The sequence below is a fragment of the Ruegeria sp. SCSIO 43209 genome, assembly GCF_019904295.1.
GTDB lineage: Bacteria > Pseudomonadota > Alphaproteobacteria > Rhodobacterales > Rhodobacteraceae > Ruegeria.
This window is the reverse complement of the sequence record NZ_CP065360.1, coordinates 96753-112653: the sequence shown is the minus strand read 5'-3', so window position 1 is coordinate 112653 and position 15901 is coordinate 96753. Positions and strand designations below refer to the sequence as shown.

The following is a 15901-nucleotide window of genomic DNA, read 5'->3' as shown; positions in this document are numbered from 1 at the left end:
AGGCGCGAACATGTTCAGATTTTCTTTTGTTCTTGCAGCCTTGACGCTGACATCTGGCGCTGCGCAGGCTGAGGTTGCGATTTCAGTGACCTATCTGCAGCAAGAGGTTGAGCGCCCTCCGGTTCTGTCCAACCTCGACCCGATTCCCGAAGATCTGGGCAAGGCGGGGGCCGAGCTGGGTCTGGCCGACAATCTGACGACGGCCAAGTTTCTGGGGCATAAATATGATCTGACGGTGACCACGGTGCCCGCGGGCGGTGACTGGGCGCAAGCCGCGCGGCAGGCTTTGGTCAATGGTCCCTTCGTCATTCTGGATGCGCCTGCGCAAGCGCAGCTTGAGGTCGCCGATCTGCCCGAAGCGGCAGGCGCGGTGCTGTTTAACGCCTCGGCCCCGGACCTGTCGCTGCGCGAGGCCGAGTGTCGCGCCAACCTGTTACACACGTTGCCATCGGATGTGATGCGCACCGATGCACTGACGCAGTTCCTTGTCAAACGCCGGTGGGATGAAATAGTCCTGATCTCGGGCGAGCATCCGGGGGATCAGGCCTTTGCCGAGGCGCTGAAGCGGTCGCTGCAAAAGTTCCGGTTGGACCTGCAGGCGGAAAAGACGTGGGTGTTCGATGCCGATCTTCGACGAAATGCAGCACAAGAGGTGCCACTGTTTACGCAAGACTTCGGCGACTATGACGTGTTGCTAGTCGCTGATGAGCTGGACGATTTCGGCCGCTATATCCCCTTCAACACATGGGAACCGCGCCCCGTTGCCGGGTCAGAGGGGTTGCAGCCCGTCACGTGGTCGCGCGTGGTTGAACAATGGGGCGCTGTGCAGATGCAGAACCGTTTTGCCGATCAGGCAGGGCGGGCGATGCGCCCCAAGGATTACGCCGCGTGGGCGGCCTATCGGGCCTTGGGCGAGGCGGTGACGCGCACCCAATCCGACGACCCTGCGGTTCTGCGCGACTATATCCTGTCGGATGATTTCGAACTGGCGGGCTTCAAAGGCCGCGCGATGAATTTCCGGGCCTGGAACGGCCAGTTGCGGCAACCCATCCCGCTGGTCACGGATCGCGCCGTTGTGGCGATGGCTCCGCTTGAGGGGTTTCTGCACCAACGCACCGAACTGGACACGCTGGGCATTGATGAAGCCGAAAGCCAGTGTCAGGCATTTAAGGAGTAACAGCGATGAGACTAGCAGCACTTCTGGCAGCGACCGCGCTTTGCGCTCCTGCCACTGCCGATGAGATCTGGATCAGCAATGAAAAGGACGACACGCTCAGTGTGATCGACATCGAAACGCTTGAGGTGATCCGCACGATCGAGACCGGAGAACGCCCGCGCGGGATCACGTTCTCCAAGGACTACTCCGTTCTCTATATCTGCGCGTCCGACAGTGACTCGGTGCAGGTGATGGACCCCGAAACGGGCGAGATTCTGCACGACCTACCCTCGGGCGAGGACCCTGAGCAGTTCGTACTGCACCCCAATGACAAGCATCTTTATATCGCCAATGAGGATGACGCGATTACTACAGTGGTAGACACGGAATCGCGCACGGTGATTGCCCAGATCGACGTGGGAATCGAGCCGGAAGGCATGGCCGTCTCACCAGATGGCAAGATTGCCATCACGACGTCCGAGACCACCAACATGGCTCATTGGATCGATACGGAAACGCAAGAGCTGTTTGCCAATACGCTCGTCGACTCCCGACCACGTCACGCCGAGTTCCTGAAGGACGGCACGGAGCTTTGGGTGAGTTCCGAGATTGGGGGCACGATCACCGTGTTTGACGTCGAAACCCAGACCGAGAAGGCCAAGATCGAGTTTGAGGTCGAAGGGGTCCACCCCGACCGGGTACAGCCCGTGGGGTTTGAGTTGTCGAACGGGGACGAGACCGCATTTGTCGCGTTGGGGCCGTCGAACCATGTCGCCGCCGTCAACGCCGAAACCTACGAGGTTGAGGATTACATCCTCGTGGGTCGCCGCGTCTGGCACATGGATTTCAACGCCGACAAGTCGCTGTTGTTCACCACCAACGGCGTCTCCGGCGATGTGACTGTGATTGATGTGGCCAAGCGCGAACCGATCAAGACGATCAAGGTTGGGCGTTTCCCTTGGGGCGCGGCCTTCCGTCCGACCAACTGACAATATTGAGGAGACTTAAGTGATGAAGCGACTGATATGCGTGGCCGCGATGATGGTTATGGCCTTGCCAACTGCAGCTTTGGCTGACGATGATGATGATGACGACGGCTTTGGTCTTGCGGGTCTGCTGTCAGCCAAGAACAAGGAAGATCTGCCGCCAATCACCCTTTCTGCCGGCGTACCTCTGGCCGAGGCGCCGTGGGAGCTGAAATCCGGCACCTATTATGAGTTCGAAATTCAAGGCGACGGCAGTCAGGAACTGGCTTTGGTCGGGCCCGAGTTCTTCCGCGCGATCTGGGTGGATGAGATCGTGGTCGAAGGGTTGGAAATCCGGCCTCTGGGCGTCGATTCCGTTGAATTCGACGAGGCGGGAGAGATGGAAATAGGCTTTGTCGCAATCAAGCCGGGCAGCTACTATCTGAAAGTGCCGGGCAGCACCGGCGAAACGCAGCGGCTGGAGATTACCATTAAGTGACAGGGCTTTCGGTCCGCAATGTCAGCTACGCCTATGGCGACAAACGCGCCCTTGATGACGTGAGCTTTCATGTCCCGCAGGGCGCGTTTTGCGCGTTGCTGGGGCCCAATGGCGCGGGGAAATCAACGCTGTTTTCCCTTCTGACCCGCCTGTTCACCACCGCGCAGGGGGTGATAGAGGTGGCGGGGTTCGATATCTCGAAACAGCCCCGTCAGGCCTTGGCGCAGATCGGGGTGGTGTTTCAGCAGCCGACGCTGGATCTGGACCTCACGGTTCATCGCAACCTCAGCTATTTCGCTGCCTTGCATGGCCTGTCAGGTCGTGCTGCCGAGACCCGTATCACCGCCGCGCTGGAACGTCTGGATATGGCCGAACGCGCAAGCGAACGCACACGCGATCTGAATGGCGGCCATCGCAGACGGCTGGAGATCGCGCGTTGCCTGATCCACGCGCCTTCGGTACTGTTGCTGGACGAACCGACAGTGGGGCTGGATGCCGCCGCGCGCAGTGCCATCACCCAACATGTGCATGATCTGTCGGCACAGGATGGTTTGACCGTGTTGTGGGCGACCCATCTGACCGATGAGATCACCCCCGACGATCAGCTTGCCATCCTGCATCGGGGCAAGATGCTGACACAAGGCACCTGCCGCGACATCACCGGCGACCAACCTCTGCAAAAGGTGTTTTTGTCGATGACCGGAGCCGCCACATGACCGGTGCGCTGATCGCCCTGTGCGCGATCCTGATCCGCGAGGCGCTGCGTTTTGTGCGTCAACGAAGCCGGTTCATCGCCGCTTTGGTACGCCCGTTGGTCTGGCTGGTTGTCTTTGCTGCCGGGTTCCGCGCAGCATTGGGCCTGTCGATCACGCCGCCCTATCAGACCTATATCACCTATGAGATCTACATCGTGCCGGGCCTGTGCGGCATGATTATGCTATTCAATGGGATGCAAAGCTCTCTCAGCCTTGTCTATGACCGTGAGATGGGGTCGATGCGGTTGCTGCTGACCAGCCCTCTGCCGCGGTGGTGGTTGTTGTTCTGCCGCCTGCTGGCCAGCACCACGATCTCGATCCTGCAGGTCTATACGTTTCTGGCGGTTGCCGCGATCTGCGGGATTGATATGCCTTGGTACGGATATCTGTGCGTCTTTCCCGCGCTGATCATTGCCGGACTGATGCTCGGCGCTCTGGGTTTGGCTTTGTCCTCGGCCATCAAACAGCTTGAGAATTTTGCGGGGGTGATGAATTTTGTCATCTTCCCGATGTTCTTTCTGTCCTCGGCGCTTTACCCGCTTTGGAAGATGGCCGAAAGCTCGGCCCTGTTGCGCGATATCTGCGCGCTTAACCCCTTTACCCACGCAGTCGAGCTGATCCGCTTTGCGCTCTATGGTCAGTTCAATGGCGCGGCCCTGGGCTGGACCATCCTGGCCGGTCTGGCGTTTTTGGGCCTTGCGCTGTGGGGCTATGATCCGGCCCGCGGGATCAAACGCCCCGGACGCTAAGCTGTCTACGACCATAGCAGAGGTGAAATCCCCCCCCGATGCGCTAGTATGCCTTTCAAACGGAGGGTTCTTTCATGATCCGTATCGCATTTGCACTACTGTTTCTGGGCACAGCCGCCTCGGCCCAGACGGTCGAGGATGAGTTCGGCACGCTCAACCCGCAGGACACGGGATTTGGCCGCGTCATGAGCAATATTGACAATGGCGTCACCGATATGACGACCTGCGCAACCGGCTACTACATCACCAAATCCGGCCGGCACGAGATGGCGCGCAAGCTGTTCGAAAGCTGCGCCAATGCCGGGTATACCGGCGCGATGACATGGATGGGGCAGTTGGACAATAACGGGCTGGGCGGAGACTACGATCCCGATGCCGCCGCCGCCTGGGACAAACGCGCCGCTGATCTGGGCGATCCGGTGGGCAAGTTCAACTATGGTCTGAACCTGCTGCGCGGTCACGGGGTGGCGCAAGACCCCGAGCTAGGCCGCGCCTATGTGGATGAAGCCGCAAGCGACGGCTTGAAGATCGCCAAACGTCTGCAAGAGTCTGGCTATGATCCCAACGAGGTCACGCCGGACGCAGATGAGTGGAAGTACGCGCCCTTGTTCTGAAAAAACCTGATTTTCTGCGTTTTCTACGACCAAAGGATGAGGCCGCGCGCCTGATTTCTTGATATGCGTCAAGCTTGGGGCCCAGGGTGCGGGCCTATACTCCGACAAACGTTCGGAGGATCAAATGAAACACATCATCTTGTCCCTTGGCCTTGCTGCCTGCGCAGCTTCAGCCGCACCTGCATATGCCCAATCCACCTTTGACCGCGTCAAGGTCGAGGCGGGGGAAACCCTGTTTGTCTCGGAATGCCGCCGCTGCCATGCGCCGGGCGCGACCGATCCCAGCTATGGCCCTCAGCTGGACGGTGTCGTCGGGCGCAGGGCGGGCACGGTCGACGGCTATGAGTATTCTGAGGCTCTGGCCGGATCAGGCATCGTCTGGACACCCGCCGCTTTGCGCGCATGGATGGAAGACAATGACGGATTCATGCCCGGCACAAAGATGCGCCATGTCGGGATCGAGGACCGGACGGTGCAGGACTTCATTCTGGCCTATCTGAGCAGCATCTCAGACCAGTGATTAGTCGATCACGACCTTCGGTAGCCAGTGACTGTCGGGATCGGCCACGTGGATGTCTTCCTCGGATACGGGCCGGAGATCTCCGTCTTCAGGTGGGGCCGATAGGATGCCCATATCCATTTCGTGCAGCTGTCCGACCAGGCGGTCACCGTCGCGTTGCAGGCGGTAGTAGACTCCGTTCCACATATCAATGCCGTATTCGGTGGCGCCCTTGTGGATAAACAGCAGGTCGTATTCCATATCGGTCAGATTGTCGTCCGAGACCTCGCGCCGCAGAGCATAAGGGTAGGGGACATGGCACCAGTGTTTGTCCGCCCCTTCAAGACAGCGAAACGGGCGCATGGACAGGAAATGGTCTGCGAAGGGGCCCGCGCTCAGGTCGATCTGATAGGCTACGGCGTCGCTCTTGGGATCGAAAGTCACGTGTCCGATCAATAACTTGTTGCCTTCTCCGTCGACCAGAGAAATGGCTTTCTGCCCCGACAGAGGATCGGCCAGCGCGGGCTGCGCGCAGATCAAAACCGCAGGGATAAACCAAGTGAAAAGCCTCCGCATCATAGCCTCGCGCATCAAATAAGATGGCCCAACCTAGTTGAAATCTGCCGTTTGCGCCCTACGACCAATGTGCAATTCCAACACCGGTGCCTGCCTGCGAATAATACTCTCGCCAACAATCCCGACGCGTCGGAGATTCGGCGTGGAGGAAAGACATAAGTCTAGGGAGGATACCGATGAAACGGTTTATCATGGCCGCCGCTGCGAGCATTGTCGCGACCAGCGCGGCCTATGCAGAAGTTACCGAAGACGATCTGGCCAATGACCAAACGATCACAACTCAGGTTGTGACCAATGGTATGGGGCGGCATTTGCAGCGCTACAGCCCGCTGGATATGCTGAACAAGGACAACGTCAAGAACCTGCTTCCGGCCTGGGCCTTCAGTCTTGGCGGAGAGAAGCAGCGCGGACAGGAAACTCAGCCGCTGATCTATGACGGGATGATGTATATCACCGGGTCGTATTCACGCCTCTATGCGATTGATCTGGAGACCGGCAAAGAGGTCTGGCAATACGATGCCCGCCTGCCCGAAGGCATTCTGCCCTGCTGTGACGTGGTCAACCGGGGCGCTGCCATCTATGGCGACAAGGTCATTTTCGGTACGCTGGACGCGCGGATCGTGGCGCTGAACAAGGACACGGGCGATGTGGTCTGGCGCGACAAGATTGCCGACTACAAAGCGGGCTATTCCTATACGGCTGCCCCGCTGATCGTCGACGGTCTGGTCATCACCGGCAACTCGGGCGGTGAGTTCGGCATCGTCGGCGCGGTTCAAGCGCGGGACGTCAATACCGGCGATCTGGTCTGGGAACGCCCCGTTATCGAAGGTCACATGGGCACGCTGAATGGCGAAGAAAGCACCATGACAGGTGAGCTGAACGCGACCTGGCCCGGTGACATGTGGAAAACCGGCGGCGGCGCGACCTGGTTGGGCGGCTCTTACGATGCTGACACCGACACGCTGGTCTTTGGCGCAGGCAACCCGGCCCCCTGGAACAGCTGGCTACGCGATGCCGGCACCCCGACCGAGGGCAACAAGGGCGACAACCTCTATGCCGCCAGCCGTATCGGAATCGACCCCAAAACCGGCGAGATCAAGTGGCATTTCCAGACTACCCCGCGTGAAGGCTGGGACTATGACGGTGTGAACGAAGTGGTCGCTTATACCGACCGCGAAGGTAACCAGCGCTTCGCCACTGCCGACCGGAACGGGTACTTCTATGTTCTGAACCGTGAGGATGGTGGGTTCGTCTCGGCGACACCTTTCGTCAAGGACATTACATGGGCCGACGGAATTGATGAAACCGGCCGTCCGATCTTTGTCGAAAACAACCGTCCCGGTGATCCGGCCGCTGCGGCTGATGGCAACAAGGGTGAGGTCATCTTTGCCTCGCCGTCCTTCCTGGGCGGCAAGAACTGGATGCCGATGGCCTTCTCGCAGAACACCGGTAATTTCTACGTGCCTTCGAACGAATGGGGCATGGACATTTGGAATGAGCCGATCACCTACAAGAAAGGCGCGGCCTATCTGGGCGCGGGCTTTACCATCAAGCCGAACTACGAGGATCACATCGGTTCGCTCAAGGCGATTGACCCCGATACCGGCGAGTGGAAGTGGGAATACAAGAACGACGCGCCGCTGTGGTCAGGTGTGATGACGACGGCTGGCGGGCTGGTGTTCTTTGGCACCCCCGAAGGCGAGTTCATCGCGCTGGATGACGAAACCGGCGAAAAGCTGTGGTCGTTCCAGACCGGCTCGGGCATCGTGGGTCAGCCTGTGACCTGGGAACAGGATGGCGAACAGTATGTCTCGATCATATCCGGCTGGGGCGGTGCGGTTCCGCTGTGGGGCGGTGAAGTGGCCAAGAAGGTCAACTACCTCAACCAGGGAGGCACGTTGTGGACTTTCCGCCTGCCCAAGGAACTGGCCTCGGCGAACTGAGCCGAGCCCTGACCCCCAAAAAGATCGCGCGCCCGCCAGTCGGGCGCGCGTTTTTGTGATCTACGACCTTCGGCCAATAGGCGTTTGACGCCGGGGTTGTTAGCCTTGGAACAAAGAGAGTTACATTGCAAAGGCGCCTCTTATGCTTGCAGAACCCGCCAGACAAAATGATTTTGAGAATGTTCTGATTGTCGACGATCATCCGTTGTTCTGCGATGCGTTGTCGATGACGCTGCAAAGCGTCGCTGAGATTGGGGAAATTCATACCGCAAACTGTCTGGAACGGGCCATGGAGCTTTTGTCAGGTGGGTTGAAGCCAGACGCTGTTATGTTGGATCTCAACTTGCCGGATGTAGATGGGCTTGACGGTCTGGTTCGACTAAGGGCCGCGGCCAATGCCCCGGTCATTGTGGTTTCGTCACTCGCCGACAATCGCGTAGTGAGTCAGGTGATACAAGCGGGTGCTGCAGGGTACGTTCCGAAACACAGCCAGCGCGAGGTTTTTCGAACTGCGTTCGAGACAGTTCATTCCGGAGATGTATTCTTACCCGAAGGATGCGTTCTCGTCGAAGACGAAGAAGCCGACGAACAGAGTGACGCCATCAACAGGCTAGCGACGTTGACAAATCAGCAGGCGCGAATCCTTCAGCTGATTTGTGAAGGCAAGCTGAATAAGCAAATTGCTTATGACCTGTCGATCGCTGAAACTACGGTTAAGGCACATGTCACTGCTATCATGCGAAAGTTAGGGGTTCAAAGCCGAACGCAAGCTGTTCTGATTGCAAAGAAAGCGTCTTTTGCCAGCGTCTTGCAAGAATAAGGCAAGGTGTCTTACTGTCGTTAAAGTCGTCGCGCTTTAGGGAGGAGGCACGATGGAGTACGCAGTCGGATTGGCGACAGCCCAATCCGGTTCATCCGGTATAGTTAGAACGGCTTTTGCAAGTTGTGACGCCACGGAACCGGTCGGTGTCCTGGCAGATGCGTTTGGCGATGACCCGATGGCTTTGGTCATATTGTTTGTCAGCCCAAGTGCTGATGCCGAGACAATTATTGCCGAGGCTGCAGAACGATTCTCACCCACTCAGGTGGTCGGTTGCACGACAGCGGGAGAGTTGGGCGAATACGGTTACGGCGAAGATCAGATCGTAGCAATGGGTTTACCGCGTTCGCATTTCCAAGCGAGAACTGTTCCTGTATCGAACTTGGATGACTTTGATGCCGAGGGAATCATCAACGAAATGATCCGAAACCGAAACGCCATGATGCGCGACTGTTCGGATTGGGAACACGAATTCACCTTCCTCATGATTGACGGGCTGTCCACCAAGGAAGACAAGCTGACGGCAGAACTGGCTGTGGGGTTGGGTCCAGTGCCTCTGTTTGGAGGGTCAGCCGGCGACGGGACTGATTTTGGCCATACATATGTTTTGCACGACGGGCGCGCGCTGGAAAACGCAGCCATTCTGGTGCAGGTGCGAACGCGGTGCCCGATCAAAGTGTTCAAAACGGACCACTTGATACCGGCAGCCCGTCGTATGGTTGTTACCAAGGCTGATCCGGCCAAACGTGTCGTTCAGGAAATCAACGCTGAACCAGCAGCGCGGGAATACGCTCGGATTCTGGGTAAAGACCCTGAACAATTGACCACTTTTACCTTTGCTGCGCATCCTGTTGTGGTGCAGATTGGCGGTCAGCATCATGTCCGCGCCATCCAACGCGTCGCTGGCAATGGTGATCTGGTTTTCTTCTCGGCAATTGACGAAGGTCTGGTTCTAACTTTGGCCGAGCCGCGCGATATGGTGGAACATCTTCAAGAAGAAATTGCTGCTTTGAACGAAAAGCAGCAGCCTGACACGATCTTGGCCTGTGATTGCATTCTGCGTCGTCTTGAGGCGCAGGAAAAACAGAAGACACACGACATATCGCGCATTCTGTCGGATAACCGTGTTTTCGGGTTCTCGACCTATGGAGAGCAATACAACTCGATCCACGTCAATCAAACCCTGACCGGTGTTGCGATATACCCGCCCAAGGATGACTAGGGCATGATTGAATACCTTACCGACCCTGCGGACCCGATAGAACGGCAGAATGAAAAACTGCTGAAGATCATCGAGGCGCTGATGATGCGGGTTGAGAAGTCAACGGATGCTTCGGGTGCTGCGTACGCCCAGTTTCAGCGCGCGGCCATGCTTGAGCAGGAGGTGCGTGCCAGAACCAACGATCTGGAGCGTGCGCTTGAACTTCTGAATGACTCAAATTCCAGACTGGCGCAGGCCAATCAGGAAACGGAAGCTGCCCGAGCTGATCTGGCAAATGCAATTGAGACAGTTCAAGAAGGTTTTGCACTGTTCAATCGGGACGAAAAACTGGTCCTTTGCAACAGCCGTTTCGGGCTGCATATGCCTGATATCAAGGAACGTCTCAGTCCTGGATTGCGGTTTGTCGAATATGTCGAACTGGTCAGCCAGTCCAGGTACCTGTCGCTGCCGAAGGCGTTGACTTCGCAAGACTGGGTTAAGCGCCGTGTCGCGCGCCACGCGGACGATCATGTTGTGTTCAACGTACGCCTGAGTGGGAACCGCTGGATTCAGGTTTCCGAACATCGGACACCGGATGGGGGTACAGTGATCTTGCAGACGGATGTCTCAGACATTATGCGGATCGAACGAGAGGAAAGAGATCGAATTCTTGACGACAAAGCCAGCCTGATCCGCGCGACACTGGAACATATTGAGCAAGGTGTTTGTATTTTCGACAGTAAGCATCGCCTTATTGGCTGGAACAACCGGGCCTCTGAGTTGTTGGCGATCCCGGTGTCGCAATTTCAGATGGGAACACAGTTCAAGACCCTGACAAACCGACTGAGCGCCGATGTCACTTTCAAAGACGGATTTACCCAGCATGATTTGCTCTATTGGGTGAACACCCAGACGGAACGCGAACCTCTGCAATTTGAAATGGACCGGGGCCGGTTCAAAATGTTGTTGGTCTTTGCGCAGGAAATGCCGGACAAAGGTTTTGTGATTTCGTTTACGGATGTCACTGCCGAAAGGAAATCGGCGCAAGCCCTGATAGACGCAAAGAACTTGTTGGAAAATCGTGTTAAGGCCCGGACGGTAGAATTGGCAGAAGCATTAAGCGAGGCTGAGCGCGCGAATGCTTCAAAGTCCAGATTTGTAGCTGCAGCCAGCCACGATCTTTTGCAACCCCTCTCGGCGGCAAAACTATATGTCGCATCCCTTCGAAATGGGTTGGGTGAAACTGATACCCATGAAGTCGCAATTAAGGCAGAAAGCGCTCTGAACAGCGTCGAACACATCCTTGAAGCACTGTTGGACATCTCGAAACTGGATTCAGGCAAAGCGGCAGTGCATCTTTCGGCGGTGCCCGTTGGTGAAGTGTTTAAACAGATGGAAGATGCCTTTCGGCCTGTTGCGAAGGCGAAAGGGTTGGACTTGCGGGTCGTTCCGACCACAGCATTGGTAAAAAGCGACGCCAGTTATCTCAGGCGCATTCTTCAGAACTTACTGTCCAACGCGATCCGGTACACCGAAACAGGTAAGGTTTTGGTTGGGGTCAGAAGGCGAAAGGATGCTATTTCCATCGAAGTGCTGGACTCTGGAGTAGGGATCCCAGCTGACCAGCGCGAGATCGTATTCCAAGAGTTTCAACGCCTGCATTCCGATGCCAGCGCGGCGCAGGGCATGGGCCTTGGTTTGGCCATTGTCGAACGCGCTTGCGAATTACTGAACCACCCGATCCACCTTAGGTCCAAACTGGGAAAAGGTACGGCGTTCTCAGTTGAGGTGCCGACCGTGCAGGGACAAGATTACTCAAGAGACTCATCCGCAGAGATACAGGAGCAAAGAGCTGGTCAGTTGACTAACACAATTGTCCTGCTGATCGAAAATGACAAGGATCTCAGAAATGCATTGGCCATCACGATGGAGTCTTGGGACGTTGATGTTATTGAAGCAGCGAGCGAAATTCAAGCCGTCGACCTGTTACGTGAAATCGAGATTTCGCCCGATGCGATGGTTGTAGACTTTCAGTTGGATGATGGAAAGACCGGAACAGAAGCGGTCTGGAATATAAAGGCCGAGTTCGGCAGCATGCCCGCGTTGATCATTTCTGCAAACAGATCACTGGAAACGGCCGAAGAATGTAAGTCGAACGGCCTGACTCTGATCCACAAACCGATCAACGATAAAGAGCTTAAACACCAATTGAGCAGTCTGTTGTCGCGTTGACCCGGCTTCACAACCCGTTCGAAGGTGGAGCATCTAGACCTGAGGTAAAAGCCGGGATCGAATGAGGAATCGCCTCTCGGTACCATTATCGAGGCTAAACATGCCGCCGCGCCCCGGCACCACATCAAGGATAATCTGCGTATGTTTCCAGACCTCGTATTGTGCGCCTGAGATATAGAATTCTGCCCCGCCAATATCGCCAAGCTTTACATCTGATTTTCCTAGCGGGAATTCACCTTTGGGATAACACATCGGGGAGGAGCCATCGCAGCATCCGCCGGATTGATGAAACATGACCTCACCATTGCGCACCTGAATCTCTTTCAGCAGTTCAAGCGCGCCCTCCGTCGCGACAACCCGCGCATTCGGATCGGTACCGGCAATTGGTTCGTCATCCGAGACACATGTAATCTTGGGGTCCATTGCTTACCTCCAAAGAAGGATGGGCGGGGCCATGCTCGCCCCGCCAATAAGTCTACAAATTCAGGATCACCTTAGAAGAAGCCGAGTTTGTTCGGGCTATAGCTGACCAGCATGTTTTTGGTCTGCTGATAATGATCCAGCATCATTTTATGGGTCTCGCGTCCAATCCCCGACTGCTTGTACCCACCAAATGCGGCATGGGCAGGATAGGCGTGATAGCAATTTGTCCAGACACGTCCGGCTTTGATTGCGCGGCCAAAGCGGTAACACTTGTTGGCATCGCGCGACCAAACACCTGCACCCAGCCCGTACAGCGTATCATTCGCGATCTCTAGCGCTTCGTCCTCATCCTTGAATGTTGTCACCGACACCACGGGGCCAAAGATTTCTTCTTGGAAGACGCGCATCTTGTTGTTGCCTTTCAGGATTGTTGGCTCGATGTAATACCCGTTCGCCATATCTCCCGGCATCTGGCGTTCGCTGCCGCCAGTCAGCACTTCAGCACCTTCTTGCCGACCAATATCAAGATAGGAAAGAATCTTCTCTTTCTGCTCGGAAGAGGCTTGCGCCCCCATCATGGTTCCACCTTCACGCGGGTCGCCGCAATCGATGGCCTTGGTCCGTTCGATGGCCCGTTCGATAAAGCGCTCATAGATGTCCTCGTGAATCAAGGCGCGGCTTGGGCATGTGCAGACCTCGCCCTGATTCAGCGCGAACATCACGAAACCTTCGATGGCCTTGTCAAAAAACGCATCGTCCTCGTTCAGAACATCCTTGTGGAAAATGTTCGGAGACTTACCACCCAATTCCAGTGTCACTGGTATGATGTTCTCGGTCGCGTATTGCATGATCAGTCGACCGGTTGTGGTCTCTCCGGTAAAGGCGATCTTGGCGATGCGGTTGGATGTGGCCAACGGTTTGCCTGCCTCAAGACCAAAACCGTTGACCACATTCAACACTCCTGCAGGCAGAATATCCGCAATCAACTCGCAGAAAACCATGATGGTTGCAGGTGTCTGCTCGGCCGGTTTCAGAACCACGCAATTTCCTGCTGCGATGGCAGGTGCTAGTTTCCAGGCCGCCATCAGCAGCGGGAAATTCCAAGGGATGATCTGCCCGACGACGCCCAGTGGTTCGTGAAAGTGATAGGCAACCGTGTCTTGGTCAATTTCGCCCATCGTGCCTTCCTGAGCACGGATCGCGCTTGCGAAATACCGGAAATGATCAATCGCAAGCGGCAGGTCCGCGGCCCGTGTTTCCCGAATGGCTTTCCCGTTGTCCCATGTTTCGCAGATGGCCAGAAGCTCTAGGTTGTCTTCCAGTTTCTGCGCAATTCGCATCAGTGTATTGGCGCGCTCGGTCACGCTGGTCGCACCCCAACCATCGGCAGCTCTATGAGCAGCGTCCAGCGCTGCCTCAATATCCGAAGCACCAGAGCGCGCAATCTGGCCAATTGAGCCCCCTGTGATTGGGCTGATATTGTCAAAGTACTGACCTGAATCCGGCGCTCGAAAGTCTCCGCCAATGAAATTGTCATAGCGGGTTGCGAAAGGCGAAGCGTTTGTGGTCGCTTGCAGATTGGTCATCTCATTCATGGCATTCCTCCTTGGGTTCCGGATCGGACCATGCTCTGGCTTGTGGCTTGCGCAAAAGGCGCACGGAACCCGGTTTGACTGTTCTGACGTATGGTCGCCTTGCTATCACGGATAGTTGAATCTACATATCCGACTAAAATAGTAATGCTTTGGTCGTACAGATTTTTCGAAGGGTCCAGCAGCATTGCGGGCCAAAGAAAACAGGCCAGTCATACATGCGCCGACCTGTTTGGAGTTTTAGATGTCACTGGACTGATAGGGGGCTTTCGGCTCAGCCGCTCAACCCAAGCTGATCGATTTCTTCCCAGATTTCGGCGAACACCCGTTTCCCCTTGGCGCGCTGCTTGACGGCTTTTGCTGCTTCCAGGTTATCCAGTGCTCCTTCACCCTGAACGACCACGACGCCCACCATCCCCGCGGCTGCGTGCGGTGTACAAACATATCCATAGACACCGGGTTGCGTGAACTCGACCTCGATATCCTTGCCAATTTTTCCCTCCCAAGGTTCAGCACCCTCCGGGATCATCCCGTCAACGGACGCCGCATTGTGCCCCGGGTCCGTCGCCTTGAACAAAACAGACTGACCGGGATCTATGACGACCAGTCTGGGCAAGAAAATCTGTCGTTGTTTGGGGTCATCAGGATGCTTGTTCAGCATGTCCACAACAACAGGAGACGAAGCCCGGACGTAGGGAGCTGCCAAAAACATCGTGCCGGTCGCCAATAAAGTTCTGCGCGTCAGTATCATATTCTTTCCTTCTCTCTCGAACCAAGACCACGTTTAGTGGCGTTGAATGCGCACATTCATCCGGCGGCGTGTTGCGAACTGGGTTGGTCCTTTGCCGCGACTTTGTTTCTAAATTCATGTCCAAGAAACCGTCCATGATGCTTTGGTCGAACGCCGCGATCTAACGAAAATGGCGAAAGTCATGGAAATATTGGCACGGATTACCTTGCTAGACGTTCATGCTTTTCAGGTATCTGAAAGCATGGGACATGCAGCAAATTCCTGTGGTTTTTGGGCCCGCAACCCACGGAGGTCAAGGATACTAAATCATTGAAAAATAGTAAACTATCTTGCGATCCGCATTCTGGTTACAGTCTAAAACGACTTAAAGCATGTTGGACGGGCTCAAACTTGCGTTTGCCGCCACTTCGCTGGTGCGAATTCTTGTATCGCCAGGTTAAACGAGAGGATGTAATGGGATCTATTTGGCTCGATTCAAAATAGCGGCGCATACTTCCAGTTGTCCGCATCTGGTGTTATTTCATCCAGATCGTAATCGGCACCTTGCAATTTTCTGGCGACATCAAGCCCATCGCTTGCCGCTTCGTCAACATACCGACGCCCCAGTTCAGTATCTTGCGAAATGCCATGCCCCCGCATCAAGTTAACGCCATGGTTAAACTTCCCTACGGGGTCGCCTGCCTCTGCGGCACGTCGATCCCATTCTGCCGACGCGTCTGGATCGTATTCACCACCTAGTCCGTTGTTTTCAAGCTGGCTCATCCAGGTCATAGCCTTGGCAAAGCCAGCTTCGGCGCATTCTCTGGTAAGCCTCCGAGCCAGTTCAAAATCGTCGTTTTTTGTGACATTTATCCCAAGGGAACAAGTGATAGAGTCAATCACCCCCATCTCTATCTTCCGCACAATCATCTCTTTACCTGTGTCATCAGGATTGAGCGTGCCAAAATCGTCTTCCGTTTTGATGGGTGTTTCGGCGTAACTCTCGCTTGCGAAGATAAGGAACATAAGTGGTAGGTAGACAAGTTTCATAGCGGGTACATTCTACTAATGGCTGAAGTTCAGAACAGTTTCTGTGCATGTTTCCATTTAACCGCATCGCGCATACTTGTGTGTCAGAATCGGGCAA

General features: G+C 55.8%; 16 protein-coding genes. 11 read left to right on the top strand and 5 right to left on the bottom strand.

Going from position 1 to position 15901, the window contains the following annotated elements; all coding sequences use genetic code 11:
* The first annotated feature begins 10 nt into the window (after nucleotides 1-10).
* The 7 genes from I5192_RS18745 to I5192_RS18715 all read left to right on the top strand — a co-directional run bounded on the left by I5192_RS18745 (nucleotide 11) and on the right by I5192_RS18715 (nucleotide 5258).
* Entirely contained in the window at nucleotides 11-1177 is a 1167-nt protein-coding gene (locus I5192_RS18745; protein WP_152460707.1) for an ABC transporter substrate-binding protein, read from the top strand.
* 5 nt (nucleotides 1178-1182) lie between these two features.
* Nucleotides 1183-2145: a YVTN family beta-propeller repeat protein gene (locus tag I5192_RS18740; RefSeq protein WP_152460706.1), complete on the top strand. Its 963-nt coding sequence runs from the start codon at nucleotides 1183-1185 to the stop codon at nucleotides 2143-2145.
* Nucleotides 2146-2167: 22 nt separating this feature from the next.
* Nucleotides 2168-2620 (top strand): hypothetical protein, encoded by a 453-nt coding sequence (locus tag I5192_RS18735; RefSeq protein WP_152460705.1) that lies wholly within the window; start codon nucleotides 2168-2170, stop codon nucleotides 2618-2620.
* Nucleotides 2617-3336, top strand: a complete 720-nt coding sequence (locus I5192_RS18730; protein ID WP_152460704.1) for an ABC transporter ATP-binding protein — start codon at nucleotides 2617-2619, stop codon at nucleotides 3334-3336. The genes I5192_RS18735 and I5192_RS18730 overlap by 4 nt, the downstream gene beginning before the upstream one ends.
* Entirely contained in the window at nucleotides 3333-4124 is a 792-nt protein-coding gene (locus I5192_RS18725; RefSeq protein WP_152460703.1) for an ABC transporter permease, read from the top strand. Before I5192_RS18730 ends, I5192_RS18725 begins: the two co-directional genes overlap by 4 nt.
* Before the next feature lie 74 nt (nucleotides 4125-4198).
* A complete protein-coding gene (locus I5192_RS18720) occupies nucleotides 4199-4738 on the top strand; it encodes a sel1 repeat family protein (protein WP_152460702.1) in 540 nt (179 codons plus the stop codon).
* A gap of 124 nt (nucleotides 4739-4862) precedes the next feature.
* Entirely contained in the window at nucleotides 4863-5258 is a 396-nt protein-coding gene (locus I5192_RS18715; RefSeq protein WP_152460701.1) for a cytochrome c family protein, read from the top strand.
* Here the strand turns inward: I5192_RS18715 and I5192_RS18710 are convergent, their stop codons facing one another.
* Complete coding sequence (locus I5192_RS18710) at nucleotides 5259-5813, bottom strand: hypothetical protein (protein WP_152460700.1); 555 nt, start codon at nucleotides 5811-5813, stop codon at nucleotides 5259-5261.
* Between the two features lie 176 nt (nucleotides 5814-5989).
* Here I5192_RS18710 and I5192_RS18705 point away from each other — a divergent pair, with 176 nt between their 5' ends.
* From I5192_RS18705 to I5192_RS18690, 4 genes are all read left to right on the top strand, one after another.
* Nucleotides 5990-7756, top strand: coding sequence for a PQQ-dependent methanol/ethanol family dehydrogenase (locus I5192_RS18705; RefSeq protein ID WP_152460699.1), 1767 nt, complete (start codon nucleotides 5990-5992; stop codon nucleotides 7754-7756).
* Between the two features lie 142 nt (nucleotides 7757-7898).
* Entirely contained in the window at nucleotides 7899-8576 is a 678-nt protein-coding gene (locus I5192_RS18700) for a response regulator transcription factor (protein ID WP_152460698.1), read from the top strand.
* A gap of 52 nt (nucleotides 8577-8628) precedes the next feature.
* Nucleotides 8629-9798, top strand: coding sequence for an FIST N-terminal domain-containing protein (locus I5192_RS18695; protein ID WP_152460697.1), 1170 nt, complete (start codon nucleotides 8629-8631; stop codon nucleotides 9796-9798).
* A gap of 3 nt (nucleotides 9799-9801) precedes the next feature.
* Nucleotides 9802-12009: a PAS-domain containing protein gene (locus tag I5192_RS18690; RefSeq protein WP_152460696.1), complete on the top strand. Its 2208-nt coding sequence runs from the start codon at nucleotides 9802-9804 to the stop codon at nucleotides 12007-12009.
* Between the two features lie 33 nt (nucleotides 12010-12042).
* On the opposite strand, the gene I5192_RS18685 is transcribed toward I5192_RS18690, so the two are convergent.
* The 4 genes from I5192_RS18685 to I5192_RS18670 form a co-directional block, all read right to left on the bottom strand.
* Nucleotides 12043-12432, bottom strand: a complete 390-nt coding sequence (locus I5192_RS18685) for a DUF779 domain-containing protein (protein WP_152460695.1) — start codon at nucleotides 12430-12432, stop codon at nucleotides 12043-12045.
* Between the two features lie 71 nt (nucleotides 12433-12503).
* Entirely contained in the window at nucleotides 12504-14018 is a 1515-nt protein-coding gene (adh, locus tag I5192_RS18680; RefSeq protein WP_370644470.1) for an aldehyde dehydrogenase, read from the bottom strand.
* 280 nt (nucleotides 14019-14298) lie between these two features.
* Nucleotides 14299-14775 (bottom strand): plastocyanin/azurin family copper-binding protein, encoded by a 477-nt coding sequence (locus tag I5192_RS18675; RefSeq protein ID WP_152460693.1) that lies wholly within the window; start codon nucleotides 14773-14775, stop codon nucleotides 14299-14301.
* Nucleotides 14776-15249: 474 nt separating this feature from the next.
* Nucleotides 15250-15804, bottom strand: a complete 555-nt coding sequence (locus tag I5192_RS18670) for a tetratricopeptide repeat protein (RefSeq protein ID WP_254705420.1) — start codon at nucleotides 15802-15804, stop codon at nucleotides 15250-15252.
* Between the last annotated feature and the right edge of the window lie 97 nt (nucleotides 15805-15901).